Here is a 22,939-nt window from a genome sequence, read left to right on the forward strand (position 1 = left end):
CGGCAGACCGGTCAGGCTCCTTCGAACACGGCTCGGGTGCTGGTGACGACGGCACACTTGCCGGCCGCCCAGCGCAGTGCCATCGCATGGTCCCCGGCGGAGAAGTCGGCCACCGCGTCGGCCACCACGAAGGCCTGGATGTCCTGCATCCAGGCGTCGCACGCGGTCATCAGGACGCCGATGTGGGCGTAGACGCCGGTGATGACGATCTGGTCCCGGCCCTGTTCGCGCAGCCGCTCCAGGAGATCGGTGCGCACGAAGCCGCTGTACTTCCACTTGGTGAGCACCGCGTCGTCATCGTCGGGCGCGATGTCGTCCGCGATGGCGGCGGCGTGCGGGTCGTCGGGCAGGCCAGGACCCCAGAAGTCCTGCTGCAGGCCGCGCTCGTCGGGGCTCTGCCCGCCGGGCTGCGCGGTGTACAGCACCGGTACGCCGAGCCGCTTCGCCTCCTTCCTCAACTGGGCCACATGCGCGAGCAGTTCGGGGACGGGTGAGGACCGGCGGTCGTAGGCGGACAGGAAGTAGTTCTGCAGATCGTGGACGAGGAGTACCGCGCGTGCGGGGTCGACGGTCCACTCGACCCGGTTGGCGGGCAGTTCCTCCGCGCTCGGCATGGGGTACGGGGCGATGGCGGGCAGGGCCATGGTGCTGGGTTCCGTTCGGGTTCGTCAGGTTCGTCTGGTTCGGGGAGAGGGCCGGGCGGCCGGCGGAGGGGGTCAGACGGCCGGGGCGGCGGCCGCGGCGGTCCGCAGTTCCTTCTTGGAGATCTTCCCGACGCCGGTCTGCGGGAACGTCTCCACGAACTCGACCCGGTCCGGCACCTTGTACGCGGCCAGCCCCCGTTCCCGTACAAAACGTTTGATGTCCACCGGCTTCACCGGGCCCTCGCCCGGGTGCAGGATCACGTACGCGCAGACGCGTTCGCCCAGATACGGGTCGGGCTCGGCCACCACATTGGCGTCGTGCACCGACGGGTGGGCGAGGAGGTGGTTCTCCACCTCCTCGGCGGCGATCTTCTCGCCACCCCGGTTGATCTGGTCCTTGGCGCGTCCTTCGACGACGAGGTGACCGCTTCCGGTGACGCGGACCACGTCGCCCGTGCGGTAGAAGCCGTCCTCTGTGAACGAGCGGGCGTTGTGCTCGGGCGCCCGCCAGTAGCCGCGGATCGTGTAGGGCCCCCGCGTCAGCAGGTGACCCGTCTCGCCCGGGGCGACCTCGCGGTCCTCGTCGTCCACGACCAGGATCTCGTCGTCCGGCGAGATGGGCCGCCCCTGCGTGGTGACGATCGTCTCGACCGGGTCGTCCAGCCGGGTGTAGTTGACCAGGCCCTCGGCCATTCCGAAGACCTGCTGCAGGGTGCAGCCGAGCGCCGGGCGGACCCGCCGTGCCGCCTCCTCGCTGAACTTGGCGCCACCCACCAGCAGGACGTCCAGGCTGCTGAGGTCGTGCGCGGTAGTGGTGGCCGCACGGGTCCACAGCAGGGCGAGCGGGGGGACCAGGCCGGTGATGGTGACCTTCTCCCGTTCGATCAGCGGGAAGGCGGCCTCGGGGGACGGCCGGGGGCACAGCACCACGCGCCCGCCGGCGTAGAGGGTGCCGAGCGAACCGGGGGAGGAGAGCGGGAAGTTGTGGGCGGCGGGCAGCGCGCAGAGGTAGACGCTCGTCTCGTCGACGCCGCAGATCTCGTTGGAGCCGCGCAGCGAGTAGATGTAGTCGTCGTGGGTGCGCGGAATCAGCTTGGGAACGCCGGTGCTGCCGCCGGACAGCTGGAGAAAGGCCAGTTCGTCCGGGCGCGGGGCGCCGTAGCCGACCGGATTCTCCGCGATGTCTGCCAGCGCTTCGAACTCGCCGGGGTCGCCTGCCGCGACGAACACGTGCCGCAGCGTTCCGGCGCCCGCGCGCGCCTTCGCCGCCAGCTCGCGGTAGTCGTAGCCCTCGTGCTCGGCCGGGATGACGTACGCGACCGCCTCGGTGAACTCGCAGAAGTACGAGATCTCCGTCTCACGGTGGGCGGGCAGGGCGAAGACAGGCAGTGCGCCGATCCGGAACAGCGCGAAGACGACCTCGAAGAACTCGGCGATATTGGGCAGTTGCACCACCACCCGGTCGCCCTTGGTGATGTTCCGGGCGAGGAGGCCCGCGGCCAGCCGGTCGGCGCGCCGGTCCAGTTCTCCGTAGCTCCAGCGTTTTCCGGCGGCCGGATCGACCACGGCGATCCGGTCCGGGTGCGCCTCGGCGCGCTCCCGGAGCATGGAGCCGAACGTCTCTCCGCGCCACCAGCCGGCCCGCCGGTACCGCTCGGCGAAATCGGCCGGCCAGGTGGGTGCGTCGTGCGGGCTCACAGCTCGGCCCCCACAGCGCTGAGGAAGGTACGGAACTTGGCCGCCGTCTCCGCGGTCTCCGCCTCCGGCTCCGACGCGGCCACGATGCCGGCGCCCGCGTAGAGGCGCAGCGTGCGCTCCTCGGCCTCGGCGCAGCGGATCGTGACGACCCACTCGCCGTCGCCTCCGGCGTTGCCCCAGCCCACCACTCCGGTGAAGAAGCCGCGGTCGAACGGCTCGGTCTCCGCGATGACCTGACGGGCCGTCGCGGTGGGTGTGCCGCACACCGCGGGTGTCGGGTGCAGGGCGCACGCGAGCGCCAGGGCCGAGATGTCGGGGGAGGAGAGCGTTCCGGTCACCGTGGTGGACAGGTGCCACATGGTGGCGGTGCGGATCAGGGTCGGCCGGGCCGGGACGGTCAGCTCGGCGCAGTGCGGAGCGAGGGCCTGGTGGACGGCGTCCACGACGACGGCGTGCTCGTGCAGGTCCTTCACGGACTCCAGCAGGGTGGCGGCGCGGCGGACGTCCTCGGCCAGGTCGCTGCTGCGGGGGGTGGACCCGGCGAGCGGATTGGCGACGACCTGCTGTCCATGCCGGGAGACCAGCAGTTCGGGGCTGGCGCCGATGAGGGTGCGGCCCTGGCCGGTGGGCAGCGCGAAGGTGTAGCCGACCGGGTCGCGGCGGGCCAGCCGCTGGAGCATCGCGGGCAGGTCCAGCGGTTCGGTGGAGGTGAGTTCGAGGGTGCGGGCGAGCACCACCTTGCTGAATTCCCCGCGCCACATGCGCTCCACCGCGGCGGCGACGCCCGCTCCGTAGACCTCGGGTGCCGGCACCGGGCGTATCCGCCAGTTCGCGGAGCCGGAGATGCCGACGGGCAGGGCGATCAGGGGGTCGGAGGCGAGCGGCGGCGCGATCCGCAGCTCCGCCGGCACGGCGAGGGCGGCCGGTGACTCGTGGTCGAAGGGGACGGCGCCGATGACCACCGGCGATTCCTGCCCGGACGCACGGGCCTCGGCCAGGGTCGCGGTCACCCGCTCGTCGAGCGGCCGTCTGTCGTGCGGCACGGGGCGTGCCGTACCGGATGCCAGCAGGGTGCGGCCGGGGGTGGCGAGGAAACGGTCACCGGGCCGGTAGCCGTCCAGCAGCGAGGTGGCCGCGCCTACGGCCGGGTGGGCCGGATCGGCCGGGGGTACGTGCGTGGCGACCTGGGATGCCGTCGGCACAGGGACTCCATTCTCGATGTTCCGTCAGTGGGGGTACGTACGGGCTGGGCGCGGTTCAGCGCAGGGTCGCGCCGCCGTCGACGTACAGCTCCTGCAGGGTGATGTGGCGGGCGCGGTCCGAGGCGAGGAAGGCGACGGCGTCGGCGATGTCCTCGGGGGCGGCGATCCGGCCGAGCGGTATGCCGGTCCGGTAGGAGGCCTGGTCCCCGTCGATGACCCGCTGCTCCGCGCCGGAGTCGGTCCACAGGGCGCGTTGCATCGCCGTGTCGGTGGACCCGGGCGCGACGACGTTGCAGCGGACGCCGCTGCGGGCGAGTTCGAGGCCGAGACATCGGGTGAACATGGCGGCCGCCGCCTTCGACGCGGCGTAGGCGGCCATGCCGGTGCGAGGAATCCCGGCGGCGTTGGAACCGACCGTGATGACACTGCCGTTGCCCCGTCCGGCCATCAGCGGTGCGACGGTCTGCGAGACGTGGAAGACGCCGGTCGTGTTCACCGCGAACGTCTCCGACCAGTCCTCTGCGCGGAGTTGGGTGGCCGGGCCGGTGCGCAGGATGCCCGCGACGTTCACGAGTACGTCCACCGGGCCGAGTTCGCGCTCGACGCCCGCCACGGTGCGCTCCACGGAAGGCCGGTCGGTGACGTCCATGACGTACGGCTCCAGCCGGCCCGCCGAGGACGTGTCCCCCGGCTTCTCGGCCTGTAGCCGGTTCCACCGCAGGGCCAGGGCGTCGATGCCCTCCTGCGCACGGTCGGTAGCGGCCACCCGGGCGCCGAGGCCGGCGAACAGCTCAGCGACGGCCGCTCCGATGCCTTGTGCGGCACCGGTCACCAGGACAGTACGGCCATCGAACTCGCCGATTCCGCCCGGTATGCGCTCAAACATGAGCAACCTCCTACGGGGTAGTTAGGTAAGGGTAACCTAACTTATTCCGCCGATCGATGCGAGGAGGTCGATGGGCGTCAGTGCGTGCAGAGGTGACGGTCAGTCATGGAGGCGCGCGGGGTTCGAGAGGGGGAGTGGTGCCGGGATCGCGTTCGGGTGTTCGGTGTCAATGGGTTAGGTTAGCCTTGCCTGACCTTGAACGGGAGAGGGGGGCGGTCATGCGTGCGGAACCATCGAGGGGGACGTGCGAGTGCCTTCTCCGTCGGCACCGGGGTGAGCGGACCGAGCGGCCGCGCAACCTGGTGGGTTCGCCCGCGGAACGGCCAAGTGGCCGATGAGGCAGCCGAGTTCTCCCGTGAACGCCATGACCGGGTGCGCGCGTACGCGCCGCCCCGTGACGTGGCCCCGTAGTCATCGCCGCCGACGCGCACCGCGCGGTCGGCGCCCGTCCCGCAGGAGCCGTCCGATGAACCAGACCTTGTCGCCCGAACGCGTCCGCGCGGATGTCGCGGAACTGCTCGACTGCGACCCCGCCGAGATCGCGCCCGAGGGGAATCTGGTCGATCTGGGCCTGGACTCGATGCGGATCATGGCCCTGGTCGAGCGCTGGCGTGCCGCGGGGGCGTCCTCCCTGGAGTTCCCCGACCTCGCGGAGAAGCCCGAACTCGCGCACTGGACCGCGCTGCTGACGGAGCGTACGGCATGAGCGGGACCGATCACCGGCACCGTCATCTGGACCGGATCGCGGAGGTCCGGACGGGCCGGCAGGCGGAGAAGGTGGGCTACCCGATCGGCATCCGGGCGACCGAGGTCGTCCGTACCGCCATGGTCGGCACCGGCCTGCTGCGGGTGACCCTGGGCGGGTCGGGCGCCGAGGGGTTCGAGGCCCACGCGTCCGACGAACACGTGAAGCTGATCTTCCCGGATCCGGACGGCACGCTGCGACTGCCCGAGCGGAACGGGGCGATGCTGCGCTGGCCCCGGCCGGCGCTCGTCTCGCGCGAGTACACCGTGCGCCGCTACGACCCGGCCGCGCGGGAGATCGACATCGACATCGCCCCGCACGACGGCGGACTCGCCTCGGACTGGGCGCACGCGGCCCGGCCGGGCGACGTCATCCATATCGCGGGGCCGCCCGGCGGGCTGATCGTCCCGGACTCCTACGACCGGTATCTGCTCGCCGGCGACATCACGGCGCTGCCCGCGATCGCGCGCCGGCTGGAGGAGCTCCCGAGGGGCGCGAAGGGCTGGGCGTTCATCGAAGTCGCCGATGCCACGCAGGAGATCGAACTGTCGGCGCCCGAGGGCTTCGAGGTGCGCTGGCTGCACCGCGGCGGCCTGCCGGCCGGGACCGGCGACGCGCTGGTGCGGGCCGTGACCGAGGTGGCCGTGCCCGAGGGGGAGCGGGCGTACGTGTGGGTCGCGGGCGAGGCGGGTCAGATCAAGCCGCTGCGCCGCTGGGTCCGTGACGAGTTGGGGCTGGCGAAGGCCGACCATGACATCACCGGTTACTGGAAGCGCGGCGTGGCCGACTTCGACGAGGACGAGCACTGATCCGACCGGGTGCGCGGGCGTGACGCCTGGCACCCGGTTGCTCTGCCCAAAGATCATCAACTAAGGTAAGCCTTACCTAAGTATCAAGGAGCATTGCATGTCCATACGCAGATCGTCCGGCCTCGTCGGCGCCGTGTCGCTGGCCCTCCTCCTCACCGCGTGCGGGTCGTCGTCTGACGGCGGGTCCGATACCTCGAAGGCGAGCGGGACCCGGGTGTTCGCCGCGGACAACGGCAAGATCACCATCCCCGCCCACCCGAAGCGGGTCGTCGCCACCGGCTACGCCGTGCCCGCCATGATCGAGGCCGACGCGCCCCTGGTCGGGATCTCCTCCTGGCAGCGCGGCGAGCCGATGATGACCAAGGACGACCTCGCCACGTACAAGAAGCTCCCCAAGGTGGCGGGCGAGCAGGCGGCCGAGACCAACTACGAGGCCGTGGCCGAGGCCGAGCCCGACCTGATCATCATCGGGGTCCCCGCCCCGGTGCTGGGCGACATCGACATCAAGCGCCTGGAGTCCATCGCCCCGGTCCTGGCGATCGGCCCGACCGTGCCCTCCGCCTGGCGCGAGCTGTCCCGCAAGCAGTCCGACGCCGCAGGCGCGCTCAAGCAGTTCGACGTAGCGAAGAACACCTACGAGGAGAAGGCCGCGGCGCTGGCCAAGAAGTACAAGAGCGTGCTGCCCCAGCTCAAGCTGGGCCACGTCGGCGCGTACGGTGACGCCGCCAAGGGCACCTTCCAGCGCGAGTTCGACGGCTCATGGGGCACCAACATCGCGGACGACATCGGCGCGAAGTACTACGGCAAGGTCAAGAAGTCGGGACCGGGCTCCCAGTCGGTCAGCGAGTACCCGTCCATCGAGGAACTCCCGGCCGCCTTCCGCGAGGCCGACGTCATGACGTACTCGGTCAACGCCGACGGCAGCGTCCCCAAGCCCGTCCAGTACGTCCTGGACTCCAAGCTCTGGAAGAACCTCCCCGCGGTCAAGGCCGGGAAGGCCTTCCCGTTCCGCTACACCGAGGCCGCGACCTACGGGGAAGCCCTGAAGACCCTGGACGCGATCGACAAGTCGCTCGCTCCGCTGCTGAACCGGTGACCGTCGCGGGCCGCGCGTACCGGGCGGCGAGATCCGGGCGGGCCATGCCGCAGATCGGCCTGCTCGCCGGCGGACTGGTGCTGCTGGCGGCGGTCGCCGTACTCAGCATGGGCGTCGGAGCCCGACACGTTCCGCCCGCAGACGTCGTGCGGGCCCTGCTGGACTTCCGGGGCACCGACGACGACCACGTGATCGTGCGGGACATCCGGGCGCCGCGCGCACTGCTCGCTGTCGCGGTGGGCGCCGCGCTCGCGGTGTCCGGCGCGCTGATCCAGACGCTGGCCCGCAACCCGCTGGCCGAGCCCGGCATCCTCGGGGTCACCGCGGGCGCCGGGTTCGCCGTCACCGTCGGCTCCGCGCTCGGCCTGGCCACCGGCCAGGCGGGCGAACTCGGCTTCGCGATCACCGGATCGGTACTCGCGGCGCTGCTGGTCGCCGCGGTCGGCCGGCGCTCACCGCTGCGCCTGGTGCTCACCGGCGTCGCCCTGACCGCGGTGCTGGGCGGTGTCTCGCTGGGCATGCGGCTGATGCTCCCGAACACCTTCGACAGCTACCGGTTCTGGTCGGTCGGATCGCTGGCCGGGCGCGAACAGGTGCCGCTGGCACTGCCGTTGACCGCGATCGGCGTGTCCCTGCTCGGCGCGCTGCTGCTCAGCCGGGCGCTCAACGCCCTGACCCTCGGGGAGAGCGTGGCGCACACCCTGGGCGCCGGGGTGGGCCGGGTACGGGGCGTGGCCCTGGTGCTGATCACCGTGCTCAGCGGGGCGGCCACCGCGGTGGCCGGTCCCATCCTCTTCGTCGGACTGATCGTGCCGCACCTGGTCCGCAGACCGGCGGGGGGCTCGGTGCCCTGGCTCATCCTCTACACGATGGTGCTGGGCCCGGTCCTGCTGCTCGTCGCCGACATCTGCGCACGGGTCCTGCTGCCCACCGGCGAGGTGCCGGTGGCCATCGTGACCGCCTTCCTCGGTGGCCCCATGCTGATCTGGGCCGTGCGCCGCTACGGGGCGGGGTCACTGTGAACAAGTTCGGACTGAGGGCCGAACGCCGCACGGTGCTGCTCGTCGCCGTGATGGTGGCCCTGATGCTCGCCCTGGGCCTGCTCGGGCTCTGCTACGGGGCGTCATGGTCTTCCCCCGGCAAGGTGTTCGCCGTGCTGAGCGGCGCGGACCATTCCGTGGTGATCCGGGACTGGCGGCTGCCACGGGTGCTGGCCGGACTGGTGTTCGGCGCCGCCCTCGGGGTCGCGGGGGCGATCTTCCAGAACCTCACCCGCAACCCGATGGGCAGCCCGGACGTCATCGGCCTCGACGCCGGCGCCTACACGGGCGCTCTGGTCGCCATGACCGTACTGTCCGGCACATCCGCGCAACTGGCCACCGGCTCGGTGCTCGGCGGACTGCTCGTCGCGGCCGCCATCTACCTGCTCTCGCTGCGCAGCGGCTTCTCCGGGCTGCGGCTGGTGGTCATCGGAATCGCCTTCAACGCGATGGTGACCGCGATCAACTCGTGGATCGTGCTGCGCGCCGAACTCGAAGTGGCGATCGCCGCCGTCGGCTGGAGCGCCGGCTCGCTCAACGGCGTGGGCTGGTCCGACCTGGGGATTCCCTTCACGGTGATCGCCGTGCTGCTGGCCCTGATGACCGCACGGTCGCACGCCATGCACCAGGCCTCGCTCGGTGACGCGGTCGCCGTGACCACCGGGGTCGGTCTGGGCCGGCTGCGGTTGCTGATGGTGCTGGTCGGCGTCGGCTGCACGGCCACGGTGACCGCTGTGGCCGGGCCGATCGCGTTCATCGCCCTGGCCGCCCCGCAGATCGGCCGCAGGCTCGCGGGCGCCGCCGGAGTGCCGCTGCTTCCGGCCGCGCTGACCGGGGCGGTGCTGCTCCAGGGCGCCGACCTGATCGCCCAGATGCTGCTGGCGCCCGTCGCGCTGCCCGTCGGCGTGGTGAGCACCGCGATCGGCGGCTGCTATCTGATCTGGCTGCTGACCAAGGAGGTGAGGCGCGCGTGACCGCACGCCTGACGGCGCGGGAGATCACCCTGCGCTACGGAGACCGCGTCGTGTCCACACGGCTGAGCCTCGACATCCCCGACGGCGCGTTCACCGCCGTCGTGGGCCCCAACGCCTGTGGGAAATCAACCCTGTTGAGCGCGCTGGTCCGGCTGCTGCGCCCCGACTCCGGACAGGTGGAGCTCGACGGCCGCGACGTCGGCGGCTACGCGACCAAGGCACTGGCCAGACAGCTCGGCTTCCTGCCGCAGGACCCCCTGGCGCCCGACGACATCAAGGTCCGCCAGCTCGTGGGCCGCGGCAGGTTCCCGCACCAGTCGATGCTGGCGCTGTGGTCCGCGCAGGACGAGGAGGCCGTTACGGAGGCCATGGCCTCCGCCGGCGTCGAGGACCTGCGCGAACGGCCGGTGCAGGAGCTCTCCGGCGGACAGCGCCAACGGGTCTGGATGGCCATGGTGCTCGCCCAGCAGACGTCCTACCTGCTGCTCGACGAGCCGACGTCGTTCCTCGACATCACCCACCAGTACCAACTGCTCGGGCTGCTGGCCAGGCTGCGCAACGAGGGCCGCACGGTGGTCGCCGTCCTGCACGACATCAACCAGGCCTGCCGCTTCGCGGACCACCTGATCGCCATGAAGGACGGCCGGGTGGTCGCGGAGGGCGTCCCCGGGGACATCGTGGACGCCGCGCTGATCAAGGACGTGTTCGACCTGCCGAGCGTCATCGTCCCCGATCCGGTGACCGGCACGCCGATGGTCGTACCCACACTTCAAGGAGAGTAAGTTGAGCACCGCAAGCGCGCCCTCGGACGGCCTTCTCGCCCTGACCAGTGCCCAGTTGGGAATCTGGAACGCGCAGCGCCTGGAGCCCGAATCGCCGTACTACGTGGTCGGCGACGTGGTGGAGATATCCGGCACGGAGCCGGTCGACGCGGACGCGCTGGCCGAGGCGGTCCGGGCGACCACAGAGGAGGCCGAGACCCTGCGGCTGCGGGTGTACGACACCCCGGACGGGCCACGCCAGGCGGTGAGCGGGGAACCGGTCGGGCTGCCGGAGGTGGTCGACGTCAGTGGCGCGGCCGACCCTGTCGCCGCGGCCCAGGCCCTCGTCGACGCCGAGCGGGCCCGCACGGGTGAGGCATGCCGGGGGATGACGGACCGGGTGCTGTACGCACGTACCGTCATCAGGCTCTCCGACCGCGAGGTCTGGTACACCCAGCTCGGCCACCACCTGGTCTTCGACGGCTACACCGCCGCGATGCTCGCCCGGCGCACCGCCGCCCGCTACACCGCCCTGGTGCGCGGGACGGAGCCGCCCGCTTCCACCTTCGGCGGGTTCGCGGACCTCGTCGCCGCCGACCGGGCCTACCGGGAGAGCGACCGGTTCACCGAGGACCGCGCCTACTGGGTCGAGCGGTTCACACCGCTGCCCGAACTCGACGACGCGACCGAGACCGACACCGCCGGCGGTTCGCCCGAGCACACCCTGACCGCCCGAGCTGTCGTCACCCCGGAGGAGACGGCCAGGCTGCGCGCCTTCGCCGGCCGGGAGGGCGTCGCCTGGGGCGAGGCGCTGATCGCCTGCTACGCCGCGTTCCTGCACCGTATGCTCGGCCGCACCGACCTGGTGTTCGCGCTGCCGCTGATGTGCCGGGCCGGTTCGGCCGAGCTGCGCACCCCCGCCATGGCCGTCAACGTGCTGCCGCTGCGGGTCACCGTGCGCGGCGGGGACGGACTGGGGGAGCTGAGCCGTCGGGTCGCCGCCGCCATGCGCGAGATGCGGGAGCACCAGCGCTACCGGGGCGAGGACCTGCCCAGGGACCTCGGAGCACCCGGCGCGGGCGCCCTGCTGCACGGACGCGGGATCAACCTCAAGGCGTTCGACCTGGCGATCGACTTCGCCGGGGCCGGCGGTGTGATGCGCAACGTCGCGGGCGGACCGCCGGAGGACATGGGCCTCAGCGTCCTGCCGACCCGGGACGGCGGGCTGCTGCTCGGCTTCGAGGTCGACGCCCGGTCCAAGGACCAGGCCTCGGTCGACGCCCTGCTGTCCGGGCTGCTGGCCCTGCTGTCCGGGCTGACCGACGGACTGCCCGTCGGCCGGATCGCCCTGACCGGCGACGCGGAACCGCCGGCCCAGTGGTGCCCGCCCGCCCTGCCCGGCACCCCGCTGGACGTCCCGGCCGCGTTCGCCGCGATGGCCGCCGCAGGCCCCGGCCGTACCGCCCTGGTCTGCGACGGGGACCGGCTGACCGCGGCGGACCTGGCGGACCGGGTGCACCGGCTGGCCCGCGCGCTGCGGGCCCGGGGGATCGGCCCCGACGACGTCGTGGCGCTCGCGCTGCCCCGTTCCGCGGACTCGGTGGTCGCGCTGCTGGCCGTGCTGGACGCCGGCGCCGCGTTCCTGCCCCTGGACGCCGCACACCCGCCCGAGCGGCTGCGTGAACTGATCGAGGACACCCGCCCCGCGCTGGTCCTGACCGCCGGCGCGACCGAAGGCCTCCCGTGGGAGACCCTGCTCGACGAGGCGGCCCCGCTGTCCGGCGCGCCCCTGACGGCCGGTGAACTGGCCGCGCCCCGGCACTCCGAGCACCTCGCCTACGTCATCCACACCTCCGGATCGACCGGACGCCCCAAGGGCGTCCTCGGCCGGACCGGCGGGCTCGCCTCGCTGCTGCACCACCAGCGGGCCACCGTCGTGGCCGAGGCCGAGCAGGCCGCGGGCAGGCAACTGCGCGTCGCGCACACCTACTCCTTCGCCTTCGACTCCGCCTTCGACCACCTGGTGTGGCTGCTGTGCGGGCACGAACTGCACGTCTACGACACCGAGACCGCCCGCGACGCCGACGCCCTGCTCGCCGCGTACTCCCGCGACTCCATCGACATCGTGGACACCACCCCGTCGATGGCCGCACCGCTGATCGAGGGCGGGCTGCTGGACCTGCGCCCGACGCTCCTGGTCCTCGGCGGCGAGGCCACCCCGCCCGCGCTGTGGCGACGGGTCACCGAATCGGGCGTCACCGCACGCAACATCTACGGGCCGACCGAGGCAACCGTCGACAGCACCACCGCACGGATCGAGGGCGACGGGCCGACGATCGGCCACCCCCTGGCCGGTACCCGTACCTACGTCCTGGACAGCGCGCTGCAACCGGTCCCGCACGGCACGGCCGGTGAGCTCTACCTGGCCGGACCGCACCTCGCCCGCGGCTACCTCGGCATGCCGGGGGCGACCGCCGAGCGCTTCGTGGCCGACCCGTTCGGCGCACCGGGCGACCGCATGTACCGCACCGGAGACCTGGCCAGGTGGCTGCCCGGCCAGGGCCTGGAGTACCGGGGCCGGGGCGACGGACAGGTCAAGATCCGCGGCCACCGGGTGGAGACCGGCGAGGTCGAGGCGGCGCTCGCCGCACTGCCCGGAGTCACCGCGGCGGCCGCCGGAGTGCGCTCCTCCCGGCTGGTCGGCTACCTCGTGTCCACCTCGCTCACCGGCGAGGCGGCCCGTACCCAGCTGGCCGAACGGCTCCCCGAGCACATGGTGCCCGCGGCGGTCGTGGTGCTGGACCGGCTGCCGGTCACCCCCAACGGCAAGCTCGACCGCGCCGCCCTCCCCGCGCCCGTGCTGCCCGGCGGCGCAGGGCGGGAGCCCCGCACCGAGCGGGAACGCCTGCTGTGTGCGGTCCTGGCCGAGGTGCTGGACGTCGAACGGGTCGGCGTGGACGACGACTTCTTCGCCCTCGGCGGCGACAGCATCACCGCGATCACCGTCAGCAGCCGGCTGCGGGCGGCGGGCCTCGCGCTGCGCCCCCGGGACCTGCTGGCCCGCCGCACCTTCGCCGCGCTGGCAGCCTCCGCCGAACCGCTGACACAGGCGCCCGAGCCGGCGGACGAGCCGGTCGGGCCGGTACCCGCGCCGCCGATCGTACGCGGCCTGCTCGACCCGCATCCGGACACCGGCACCGTCGCCGGGTACGCCCAGTGGACCGCGCTGCGCGTCGGTGAACTCGCCCACCACGAACTGGTCACCGGCGTACGGGCCGTGCTCGACCACCACGACGCACTACGGCTGCGGGTGGCCGACGGGCTGGAGGTCCTGCCGCGCGGCACGGTGCGTCCTGTCGTCGACGAAGTCCGCGGTCAGGACGTGACCGCCTTGGCGGAGCGGCTGGCGGCCGAACTCGACCCGAGCTCCGGCGACCTGCTGCGGGCGGCCCTGCTCCGTACCGGCGAGGACACCCCGGACCGGCTGGTCCTCGTCGTGCACCACCTCGCCATGGACGGCGTCTCCTGGCGCATCCTGCTGCCCGACCTGCACACCGCCTGCACCGGCGGCACGCTCGAACTGGTCGGCGCGTCCTGGCGGCAGCACGCGCTGCTCCTCGCCGGACAGGGGGAGTCCGGCGCCCGGCGCGGCGAACTCGACCACTGGCGGACCGCGCTCGCCGCCGCCCCCCGGCTCGGCGCCCGGCCACTGGACCAGCGGCGGGACACCGTCGCCACCGCCCACCGGTCCGTCACCGTCGCCTCTGCCGAGGCCACGGAGGCGCTCCTGACCACGCTGCCCGCCGCCTACCGAGCCGGAGTCGACGAGGTGCTGCTCGCCGCACTCGTTCTCGCGCTGCGCGGCTGGGGTCTGACCGGCGACGCGCTGACCGTCTCGATGGAGGGCCACGGCCGCGAACACCTCGACCTGGGCCGCACGGTCGGCTGGTTCACCAGCGAGTACCCGGTGCGCGTCCCCGCCCGCGACGACGTAGGGCAGGCGATTCGCGCCGCCAAGGAAGCCCGGCGCGGCGTCCCCGACGGCGGGGTCGGCTACGGCGTCCTGCGCCACCTCGACCCGGAGACCGGACCCGAGCTGGCCGCCACCCCGCCGCCGGACGTACTACTGAACTACCTCGGCAGGTTCGCCCCGTTGTCCGCGAGCGGCTGGGACCTGCCGGAGCGCGACGCGTTCTCGGTGATCGAGCCCGGGGACAAGGCACTGGAACAGATCCTCGCCCTCAACTGCTTCGTCCACGAGGAGGGCGCCCCCCGGCTCGCCGTCGAATGGACCGCCGCGACCGGAGTGCTCGGCGCCGACGCGGTGACCGCCCTCCAGCAGGCCTGGGCCGCAGCCCTGGACGCGCTGGCCGCGCACGCGCTGCACACCGAAGGCGGGCTCACGCCGTCCGACCTCCCGCTCGTCGGCCTCGACCAGCCCGCCATCGACGCCCTCGAACGCACCGGCCCGATCACCGACGTCCTGCCCGCCACCCCGCTCCAGGTCGGGCTCTCCTTCCACACCATGGTCCGCGAAGACCAGGACACCGACGTCTACGTCGTCCAGGCCGTGACCACCCTGGCCGGCGAGCTGGAGCCGGACCGGATGGCGGAGGCCGCCCGCGAACTGCTGCGCCGCCACCCCGCCCTGCGGGTGTACCTGGGCACCGCCGGGGACGACGTGGTTCAGGTCATCCCCGCCGAAGTCGCCCTGGAATGGCGGCAGGACGACCGGTTCCCCGAAGCGGCCCGCGCCGATCTGGAGCGCCCCTTCGACCCGGCCAGGCCCCCGCTGATCCGCTTCCTGCTGTCCCGCGTCGGGCCCGCGGAGCACAAGCTGGTCATCACCAACCACCACGCCCTGCTGGACGGCTGGTCGATGCCGCTGGTCGGCCGTACCCTGCTCGCCCTCTACGCCGAACTGAGCGGCGGCCCCGCCGTACCGGCCGCCCCGCCCCTGTCGGAGTACTTCCGCTGGCTGGCCGGCCGGGACCGTCAGGCGTCACTCGCCGCCTGGCGCAACGCGCTGGACGGCGTGGACGACGCCACCCGGCTGGCACCCGCGAGCACCGGCACCCTCGTCGAGCGGCCCGGCCGCGAGACCGTCGCGCTGGGCCACGAGTTCAGCGACCGGCTGCGCGCGTTCGCCCGCGAGCAGGGCGTCACCCTGACGACCGTCCTCCAGACGGCATGGGGCCTGCTGCTGGGCCGGCTCACCGGCCGACGCGACGTCGTGTTCGGCTGCCCGGTCTCCGGCCGGCCCGCCGAGGTCGACGGCGTCGAATCGATGATCGGCCAGCTCGGCACCACCATCCCGGTACGCGTCCGGCACACCCAGGACCAGACCGCGGCCGCCCTGATGGCACAGGTGCACGCCGAGAGCGTCGTACTGGCCGAGCACCACCATACCGGCCTGCCCGAGATCCAGCGGGCCGTCGGCGTCGGCGAACTCTTCGACACGATGCTGGTGATGGAGAACTTCCCGCTCTCCAGCCGCAAGCGCACCCCGCTCACCCCCGGACTCGACCTGGCCGGGGTGGACATCACCGACGCCACGCACTACGCGCTCACCGTCATCGTCATCCCGGACGACGAGATCACCATCGGCCTCGGCTACCAGCCGCACGCCTTCACCGCGCAGACCGTGCGCGACTACGGCCGCTGGCTGCGCAACCTCCTGCGGGAGATCGTCGACGACCCGGCCCGGCCCGCACTCCGCCTCCCCGCACTCGACGCGGAGGAGCGGGCCCTGATGCTGCGTACCGGCACCGACGCCGTACCCGCCAAGGAGCGCGGGCACTGGCTGGACGAATTCGCCGCGTGGGTACGCCGCAAGCCGCGCGCAGAGGCCCTGGTCTGCCGCGACCGCAGCCTCAGCTACGAGGAACTGGACCGGCGGGCGAACCAGCTGGCCCAGGCGCTGATCGCACGCGGGGTCAGGCCCCAGGACCCGGTCGCCGTGCTGCTCGGGCGCGACATCGAGATGACCGTGGCGCTCTTCGGCGTCGCCAAGGCCGGTGCGGTGTACGTGCCGATGGACACGAGCTACCCGCGCGAGCGGCTGGCCTACATGTTCGACGACATCAACCCGGCCGCCGCCGTGACGACCGGCGCCGAACTCCCCGTCGACCGCGACATCCCGGTCCTGCGGGTGGACGAGCCGGCCACTCTCGCGGCCGTCCCCGACACCGACCCGGCCGGGGCACGCGCCCGGCTCACACCGGACGCGCTCGCCTACGTCATCTACACCTCCGGAACCACCGGGCGCCCCAAGGGCGTCGGCGTGACCCACCGAGGCGTTCCCGACCTGATCGCCCTCCAGGAGGAGATCGTCGGCGTCACCGAGCACGACCGCTACCTGCACTTCGCCTCGACCGGCTTCGACGTCGCGTTCTGGCAGACCATGGTGCCGCTGCTCTCCGGCGGCACCTCCGTGATCGCGCCGGAGGAGGTGCGGGTACCCGGCGACGAACTGCTCGACTACATCACCGAGCACCGGGTCACCGGAGTGAACCTGCTGCCGTCGTTCCTGGCCGCGATGCCCGACGACCGCACCGTAGAGCCCGACGTGTTCTTCGTCGTCGGCGCCGAGCGCCTCGACCCCGAGCTGGCGCGACGCTGGGGCGAGGGCCGCCGGGCGCTGTTCAACGCCTACGGCCCGACCGAGGTCACCATCAACTCCGTCACCTGGCAGTACGACCCGGACGACACCGGACCGCTGCCGATCGGCCGCCCCGACCCCAACGTCCGCGCCTACGTCCTGGACAGCGGGCTCCAGCCGGTGGGCACCGGCGTGACGGGCGAGCTGTACCTCGCCGGGCCGAGCCTGGCCCGGGGCTACCTGGGACGACCCGGACTGACGGCAACCGCGTTCGTCGCCGACCCGTTCGGCCCGCCCGGCGAACGGATGTACCGCACCGGAGACCTGGTGCGGTGGCGGCCGGACGGACAGCTGGTCTTCCTCGGCCGCGCCGACCACCAGATCAAGATCCGCGGCTTCCGTGTCGAACTGGGCGAGATCGAGTCCACCCTGACCGGCCACCCCGACGTCCGCGCCTGCGCCGTCATCGTCCGCGAGGGCAGGCTCGTCGGCTACGTCATCCCCGTCGACGGCGCCGACCTCGACACCGCGCGGGTCCGCGCGCACCTGGCCAGGGAACTGCCCGACCACATGGTGCCGACAGCGCTCGTACCGATCGGCCGGCTGCCCCTGAGCCCCAGCGGCAAGCTCGACTCCGCCGCGCTGCCCGCCCCCGAGACCGAGGCAGCGGCCCGGCGTGAACCCGCCAACCGTGCCGAAGCCGTCCTGCTCGGCGTGTTCCGCGACGTCCTCGGCACCGATGACATCGGCCCCGAGAGCAGCTTCTTCGCCATCGGCGGGGACAGCATCGTCTCGCTCCAAGTGGTCTCGCGCGCCCGCCGCCAGGGACTCGGCCTGACCGCCAAGGACGTGTTCGAGGGGGAGACGGTCGCCGGGATCGCGGAACGGGCCGCCGCCCTCGACGCCGGACAGGCCCCCACGACCGGAGACGCCCCGCTGACCCCGCTCATGCGCGACCTGCTGCACCGCGCGGGAACGGCCGCGGACGGATTCTGCCAGTGGGTGGAGGTCTGTGTCCCGCCGGGCGGCGACGAGACGAGCTGGCGGTCCGTGCTCGACGCGCTGCTCGCCCGACACGACGTACTGCGGGCCCGTCTGACCGGCGACACCCTGCACATCCCGCCGGCCGGCGCGGTGACCGCCGCCGACGTACTCACCCGCATCACGGCGACCGGCGACCTGCGGGCCCCGTCCGACGCCGCGATCGCCGCGGCCCGCGCGTCGATGGACCCGCGCACCGGTCCGCTGCTGCGCGCGGTCTGGGTGGACGCCGGAGCGAACCGGCCGGGCCGGCTCCTCCTGATCGCCCACCACCTGATCGTCGACGGAGTGTCCTGGCGCGTCCTGCTGGACGACCTGGAGCACGCCCACTCCGGCGGAACGCTGACCCGGCACGGCCAGTCCTTCCTCGGCTGGGCGCGCTCACTGCGCGACGCCGACCGGAGCTCCGAACTCCCGCACTGGCGGCGGATGACCGCCACCCCGGCGCTCACCAGCCCCCTGGACCCGGCCCGCGACACCGTCGCCACCGCGAAGCACCACGAGATCCGGCTCGACCCGGAACCGACCCGCGCCCTGATCACCACCCTGCCGGCCGCCTACCGCACCACGCCGGACGCCGTACTGCTGACGGCACTCGCGCAGGCGGTACGGGACTGGCGCGGCACACCCGAGGTGCTGGTCGCGCTGGAGAGCCACGGCCGCCCCCGGCAGGTCGACCTGTCCCAGACCGTCGGCTGGCTCACCGCCGTCCACCCCGTCAGGCTCGAAGCGGGCGACGACGTGAAGGCGGTCAGGGAGCGGCTGCGCGCCCAGGGCGACGGCCTCGGCCACGGCATCCTCACCGCCGCGGGCCTGCTGGACCCGGCGGCACCGGAGATCGCCTGGAACTACCTCGGCCGCTACCCCGGAGCCCCGGACCGCGAGACGCCGTGGCAGGCGCCCCCGGACGCAGACCCGCTCGGCTCGAACGGCTCCGACGCGATGCCCCTGCCGTACAGCCTGATGGTCAACGCCCTGGTACGCGACGACGCGCTGGGGATCCGGATCACCTGGCCGTCCGCGCTGTTCACCGCCGCCGAGACCGAAGCCCTGGCCGGGCACATCCGGGACGCGCTCCTGCGCGTCGCCGCCGCCCCCGAGCTCAGCGCACTCGACCACGACCGACCGGCCGCCGACGTGCAGCCGCTGACCCCGTTGCAGGAGGTGATGCTGCGGCACTCGCGCACCGAGCGCCCCGACCCGTACACCGTGCAGTCGGCGTTCTCCCTGGCCGGCCCGCTCGACACCGACGCGCTGCGCGCCGCGGGCACCGACCTGCTGGGCCGCCACCCGAACCTGGCCGCCGTGTTCCCCGCCGATCTGGCGGTGATCCCGCGATCGCCCCGGCCGGACTTCCGGGTGGTGGACGGTCCCGCCGAAGAGGCGCTCGCGGCCGATCTGGCCGAGCCGTTCGACCTCGCCCACGGCCCGCTCCTGCGGCTGACCGTGATCCGGAGCGGCCCCGAACGCGCCGAGTTGGTCCTGACCAGCCATCACGTGCTCTCCGACGGCTGGTCGGCCCCGCGCATCCTCACCGAACTCTTCGCCCTCTACACGGCGCGGGTGCGCGGCGAGGCCCCGGATCTGCCCGCCCCCGTCCCGTTCGCCGGCTACCTGCGCTGGAGCGCCGAGCACGAACCCGACCTCAAGGCCTGGGCCGCCGAACTGGACGGCCTGCCCGAGGGCGACTACCTGGGCGGCGGCCGGCCCGGCCCGGCCTGGCAGGAACCCGAGGTCATCGAGTTCGACGCGGATCTGGTGGCCCGACTCACCCGCCTCGCGGCCCGGCGCGGCCTCACCGCGAACACGCTGGTGCAGGGCGCGTGGGCGGTGCTGCTCGCCCGCCGGTCCGGCCACCAGGACGTCTGCTTCGGTGCCATGGTGTCCTGCCGCCCGCCGGAACTGGAGGGCGTGGAGGAGATCATCGGACTGCTGGCCAACACCGTGCCGGTCCGGGCCCGGCTCGACGGGACTCTCGCGGAGACGCTCACCCGGCTCCAGTCCCGGCAGCGGGCGCTGATCGAGCACCACCACGTGCCCCTGTCCGAGCTGGAACGGCTGACCGGACGGCACAGGCTGTTCGACAGCATGGTGGTGTTCGAGAACTACCCCGTCGACCCGGACCGCCTGCGCGAACCCGCCCCAGGGCTCACCGTCGTCGGAACCCGCTTCCGCGAGGCCACCCACCACCCGGTGACCCTGACCGTCATGCCGGACGGCGACGGCTGGACCGGCGTGCTGGCCCGCCGGATCGACGCCCCCGGACTCGCGGCGGAACTGCTCGACCTGCTCGGGAACATGGACGAGCGCTTCGACGACGACATCCTCGGCCTCCTGGAGGACCGATGAGCGCGAACGCCGCACCGCAGCGGGAGCGGGTCGACCGGGAACTGCTGCGGATCGCGTTCATCCTGGTGCTCGGCACCTTCATGGCCACGCTGGACGCCACGATCGTCAGCGTCGGAATCGACCGTCTCACCGACGAGTTCGACGTGTCCGTTGCCGGGATCCAGTGGGTCACCACCGGCTACCTGCTGGCCGTGGTCGCCGCCGTGCCCGCGTCCGGCTGGCTGGCCGACCGCTACGGCGGCCGGCGGACCTGGCTCGCCGCCGTGGGCGTCTTCCTGCTCGGCTCCGTGCTCTGCGCGTCGGCCTGGTCGGTGACCAGCCTGATCGTGTTCCGGGTGATCCAGGGCCTCGGCGGCGGCCTGCTGCCCGCGACCGGACAGGCGCTGCTGGCCCGCGTCGCGGGGCCCGGCCGCACCGGGCGGGTGATCAGCGTCGTCGCCGTCGTCCCGCTGCTGTCACCGGTGTTCGGCCCGCTGGCAGGCGGCTCCATCCTCTCGGTGGCGCCCTGGCCGTGGCTGTTCCTGGTCAACCTGCCGATCGGCCTGGCCGCCGCCCTGCTGGCCCGCCGCTACGTACCGGCGGTACCCCCGGCGAACCGGCGGACGCCGTTCGACCTGCGAGGAGCCCTGCTGCTCTCACCCGGACTGGCCGTGCTGGTGTTCGGCCTGACCGAGGTCGCCCACGGCCGCACCGCCCCGGCCACCGCGGGCATCGCCGTGGGCCTGGCGATGCTGGCCGGCTTCACCGTGCACGGCCTGCGGACCCGTGGCACCCCGCTGGTCGACCCCCGCCTGTTCACCCGCCCCCCGTTCGGCGCCGCCGCGCTCTCCCTGCTGGTCCTGGGCGCGTCGGTGTTCGGCACGATGTTCCTGCTGCCGCTCTACTTCCAGACCGGCCGAGGTATGTCGGCCTGGGAGGCGGGACTGCTCCTCGCCCCACAGGGGATCGGCGCGGCGGCCGGCTCCGTGCTGGTCACCCGGACGATCAGCAAGGTCGCGCCGAGGACCCTGGTCATCACCGGCATCGTGCTGATCCTCGTCGGCACCGCCCCCTTCACCCAGCTCCACCACGGCCTCCCGGACGCGGCGATCGCCGCCGCGCTGGCGGTCCGCGGCTTCGGCATGGCCATGGTCGGCGCACCCGTGATGAACATCGTCTACAGCCGCATCGAGCCCGAACACCTCCCCCGTGCCTCCGGCGCGCTCAACCTGCTCAACACGGTCGGCGGTTCGATCGGCACCGCCGCCCTCGCGGTGGTCCTGCAGAACCGGCTGTCGGCCCGCGCCCCCGACATCCCCGCCGCGTTCGGCGACACCTTCTGGTGGGTCCTCGGCTTCTGCCTGTGCGCTGCGGCGGGTGCGACGAGACTGCCGAGGACGGGGGTCAGGAGGGGGGTTCCGGAGAAGGCCTGAGGTTGCTGTCCGGCCTCGCGGCGGCCGGACTCCGGCATCACCTCCCGAGGACCCCGGCCACCTCGTCCGCCATCACGCGGTAGCCCGCGTCGTTGGGGTGCAGGGCGTCGCCGTGGTCATAGGCCGGGCTGAGACGGTCCGGGTCGGACGGGGCGGCGAGTGCCCTGTCGAAGTCGGCGTACGCGTCGAACTCGCCGGACCGGCGGATCCAGTCATTGACCTCGTTGCTGACCCGCGCCGCGTGCGGACCCCAGTGGTCCGAGCCCTTGAACGGGAGCAGTGTCGCACCGACGGCCTTGAGGCCCTTGTCGTGCGCGGCACCGATCAGCGCGCGGTATCCGGCGATGAGTTCGCCTGACGAGACAACCGGAGCGGGCCGGTATGTGGGCGGCGGGTTCGGACCCTTGACGGCTTCGCTGAAGCCGATGTCGTTGACCCCTTCGAGGATCACGACCGTGGAGGCGCCGGGCTGGTCGAGGACGTCGCGTTCGAAACGGGCGGTGGAACGCTCTCCGAACCAGGCGGAATCGTTGAGCACCAGGTTGCCGCCGATGCCCTGGTTGACGACGGGCCGTCCGGTGCGCTCGGTGAGGGCGTCGGAATAGCGGTGGTTGGTGTTGGGCGTGGAGCCGAAGCCGTCAGTGATGGAGTCCCCGAAGACGATGATGCCGCCCTCTGCGGGTGTCCCGCACGACGGCTCGGCGGGCTCTCTCGCGGTCCTTCCTCCCTTCCCGCCGCCTACCTCGATCCCGGAGAGGTAGTACCAGGACTGGGTACTTCCGGTGTACGCGGCGCCCGACGTATCGGCCCGGTGGTCGCCGTTCGCGCGGTAGGTGTCGGCCCAGCCCTGGGCGTGGAAGGTGGCGGGACCCGTCGTGCCCGCGAAGTACAGGGTGACCGTGACCGACTCCAGGCGTTTCAGCTTCAGCGGGGCCGCGTCACTGCGAAGTTCTCCGTGCGCGGGTACTGCCGCGGACCGCCTGCCGCCGAAGGTGAGATGACGGACCGTGCCCTGCCCGACCGCAGGGCCTCGCGTGGTGCGCGCGATCGTCGCGCCGGTGATCCTCAGCGGCGCGGTGCCGTACGTGTTGGAGAGGCGAATCCTTGCCAGGTCGCCGGCCTTGGTGACGCGGACGACCTGGCGTACGGATTGGTGGGAGAAACCCTCCTGGGACCAGTTGGGAGTGAAGCCCGTGCTGGGGAGCTGCGGGGATGCGCCCCACGCCGCGGTCCAGACGGCGGGCGCGGCCTCGCTCGGGGCGGCCAGGATCCCGGTGGCCAGGGATCCGGCGATGAAGGGGGCAGCGATACGGCGCACGAGAGTGGTGTCCATGAGTGACCCCTAATGGGTTAGTGGTTCCGTTAAGGTGCTCGAACCGTAGCAGGTCGAAGGGGCCTAACGGAACTCGTGGCCCGTTAGTGAGGCTTCAGGGTTGCCCTACGGGGTGGTTCGCAACATTGAGGAAGTCTTTGCCCGTGGCTGGAACGCGTTGCTCCGCCTGATATCGGGGCTCCGCCACGGGTGGATGTAGTCCCATGCGGCGTGATGAGCGGCCGAAAGCGTGCGGGTGGAGGCCCCGGCCGCGTTACGGCCACGTTGACCGTATGCAATGGCGCGACGCATTCTCGTTATGTAACTGCGCAGTACATCTAGTTCGGCCGGGAGCGGCGCAGGCCTCGA

At 72.6% G+C, this 22,939-nt stretch carries 13 protein-coding genes; 8 read left to right on the forward strand and 5 right to left on the reverse strand.

The features are described from left to right. Window positions 1-11: 11 nt before the first annotated feature. The 4 genes from ACZ601_RS16730 to ACZ601_RS16745 all read right to left on the reverse strand — a co-directional run bounded on the left by ACZ601_RS16730 (window position 12) and on the right by ACZ601_RS16745 (window position 4,430). Window positions 12-644, reverse strand: coding sequence for an isochorismatase family protein (locus ACZ601_RS16730; protein ID WP_469538264.1), 633 nt, complete (start codon window positions 642-644; stop codon window positions 12-14). Between the two features lie 72 nt (window positions 645-716). Beyond that, window positions 717-2,342, reverse strand: a complete 1,626-nt coding sequence (locus tag ACZ601_RS16735) for a (2,3-dihydroxybenzoyl)adenylate synthase (protein WP_469538267.1) — start codon at window positions 2,340-2,342, stop codon at window positions 717-719. Next, the gene (dhbC, locus tag ACZ601_RS16740; protein WP_469538270.1) at window positions 2,339-3,544 is read right to left on the reverse strand and encodes an isochorismate synthase DhbC; all 1,206 of its coding nucleotides are present in this window, start codon (window positions 3,542-3,544) and stop codon (window positions 2,339-2,341) included. The genes ACZ601_RS16735 and dhbC overlap by 4 nt, the downstream gene beginning before the upstream one ends. Before the next feature lie 55 nt (window positions 3,545-3,599). Next, complete coding sequence (locus tag ACZ601_RS16745; protein WP_469538272.1) at window positions 3,600-4,430, reverse strand: 2,3-dihydro-2,3-dihydroxybenzoate dehydrogenase; 831 nt, start codon at window positions 4,428-4,430, stop codon at window positions 3,600-3,602. A gap of 466 nt (window positions 4,431-4,896) precedes the next feature. Between ACZ601_RS16745 and ACZ601_RS16750 the strand changes: the two genes are divergently transcribed. From ACZ601_RS16750 to ACZ601_RS16785, 8 genes are all read left to right on the forward strand, one after another. Beyond that, window positions 4,897-5,136, forward strand: a complete 240-nt coding sequence (locus tag ACZ601_RS16750; RefSeq protein WP_390091284.1) for a phosphopantetheine-binding protein — start codon at window positions 4,897-4,899, stop codon at window positions 5,134-5,136. After that, window positions 5,133-5,984 (forward strand): siderophore-interacting protein, encoded by an 852-nt coding sequence (locus ACZ601_RS16755; protein WP_469538275.1) that lies wholly within the window; start codon window positions 5,133-5,135, stop codon window positions 5,982-5,984. Before ACZ601_RS16750 ends, ACZ601_RS16755 begins: the two co-directional genes overlap by 4 nt. A gap of 97 nt (window positions 5,985-6,081) precedes the next feature. Next, a complete protein-coding gene (locus ACZ601_RS16760; protein WP_469538278.1) occupies window positions 6,082-7,080 on the forward strand; it encodes an ABC transporter substrate-binding protein in 999 nt (332 codons plus the stop codon). Then, window positions 7,077-8,102 carry a FecCD family ABC transporter permease gene (locus ACZ601_RS16765; protein WP_469538283.1) on the forward strand — a complete coding sequence of 342 codons (1,026 nt, stop codon included), beginning with the start codon at window positions 7,077-7,079 and terminating at the stop codon, window positions 8,100-8,102. The genes ACZ601_RS16760 and ACZ601_RS16765 overlap by 4 nt, the downstream gene beginning before the upstream one ends. Window positions 8,103-8,152: 50 nt before the next feature. Then, window positions 8,153-9,094: a FecCD family ABC transporter permease gene (locus tag ACZ601_RS16770; RefSeq protein ID WP_311307968.1), complete on the forward strand. Its 942-nt coding sequence runs from the start codon at window positions 8,153-8,155 to the stop codon at window positions 9,092-9,094. Then, window positions 9,091-9,876 (forward strand): ABC transporter ATP-binding protein, encoded by a 786-nt coding sequence (locus ACZ601_RS16775; protein ID WP_469538286.1) that lies wholly within the window; start codon window positions 9,091-9,093, stop codon window positions 9,874-9,876. The genes ACZ601_RS16770 and ACZ601_RS16775 overlap by 4 nt, the downstream gene beginning before the upstream one ends. 1 nt (window position 9,877) lies before the next feature. Next, the gene (locus ACZ601_RS16780; protein WP_469538289.1) at window positions 9,878-19,846 is read left to right on the forward strand and encodes an amino acid adenylation domain-containing protein; all 9,969 of its coding nucleotides are present in this window, start codon (window positions 9,878-9,880) and stop codon (window positions 19,844-19,846) included. Next, a complete protein-coding gene (locus ACZ601_RS16785; protein ID WP_469538292.1) occupies window positions 19,843-21,258 on the forward strand; it encodes a DHA2 family efflux MFS transporter permease subunit in 1,416 nt (471 codons plus the stop codon). The genes ACZ601_RS16780 and ACZ601_RS16785 overlap by 4 nt, the downstream gene beginning before the upstream one ends. Window positions 21,259-21,295: 37 nt before the next feature. On the opposite strand, the gene ACZ601_RS16790 is transcribed toward ACZ601_RS16785, so the two are convergent. Then, on the reverse strand, window positions 21,296-22,591 hold the full coding sequence (locus ACZ601_RS16790; RefSeq protein WP_469538295.1) for an SGNH/GDSL hydrolase family protein: 1,296 nt from the start codon (window positions 22,589-22,591) through the stop codon (window positions 21,296-21,298). Window positions 22,592-22,939: the final 348 nt, after the last annotated feature.

The sequence above is a fragment of the Streptomyces sp. NPDC104307 genome (genome assembly GCF_055584045.1).

Bases quoted from the DNA above. Each gene is read 5' to 3' on its own strand.
- ACZ601_RS16755 (WP_469538275.1), top strand. From the start codon at position 5,133: ATGAGCGGGACCGATCACCGGCACCGTCATCTGGACCGGATCGCGGAG.
- ACZ601_RS16745 (WP_469538272.1), bottom strand. From the start codon at position 4,430: ATGTTTGAGCGCATACCGGGCGGAATCGGCGAGTTCGATGGCCGTACT.
- ACZ601_RS16785 (WP_469538292.1), top strand. From the start codon at position 19,843: ATGAGCGCGAACGCCGCACCGCAGCGGGAGCGGGTCGACCGGGAACTG.
- ACZ601_RS16760 (WP_469538278.1), top strand. From the start codon at position 6,082: ATGTCCATACGCAGATCGTCCGGCCTCGTCGGCGCCGTGTCGCTGGCC.
- ACZ601_RS16790 (WP_469538295.1), bottom strand. From the start codon at position 22,591: ATGGACACCACTCTCGTGCGCCGTATCGCTGCCCCCTTCATCGCCGGA.
- ACZ601_RS16730 (WP_469538264.1), bottom strand. From the start codon at position 644: ATGGCCCTGCCCGCCATCGCCCCGTACCCCATGCCGAGCGCGGAGGAA.
- ACZ601_RS16750 (WP_390091284.1), top strand. From the start codon at position 4,897: ATGAACCAGACCTTGTCGCCCGAACGCGTCCGCGCGGATGTCGCGGAA.
- ACZ601_RS16770 (WP_311307968.1), top strand. From the start codon at position 8,153: ATGGTGGCCCTGATGCTCGCCCTGGGCCTGCTCGGGCTCTGCTACGGG.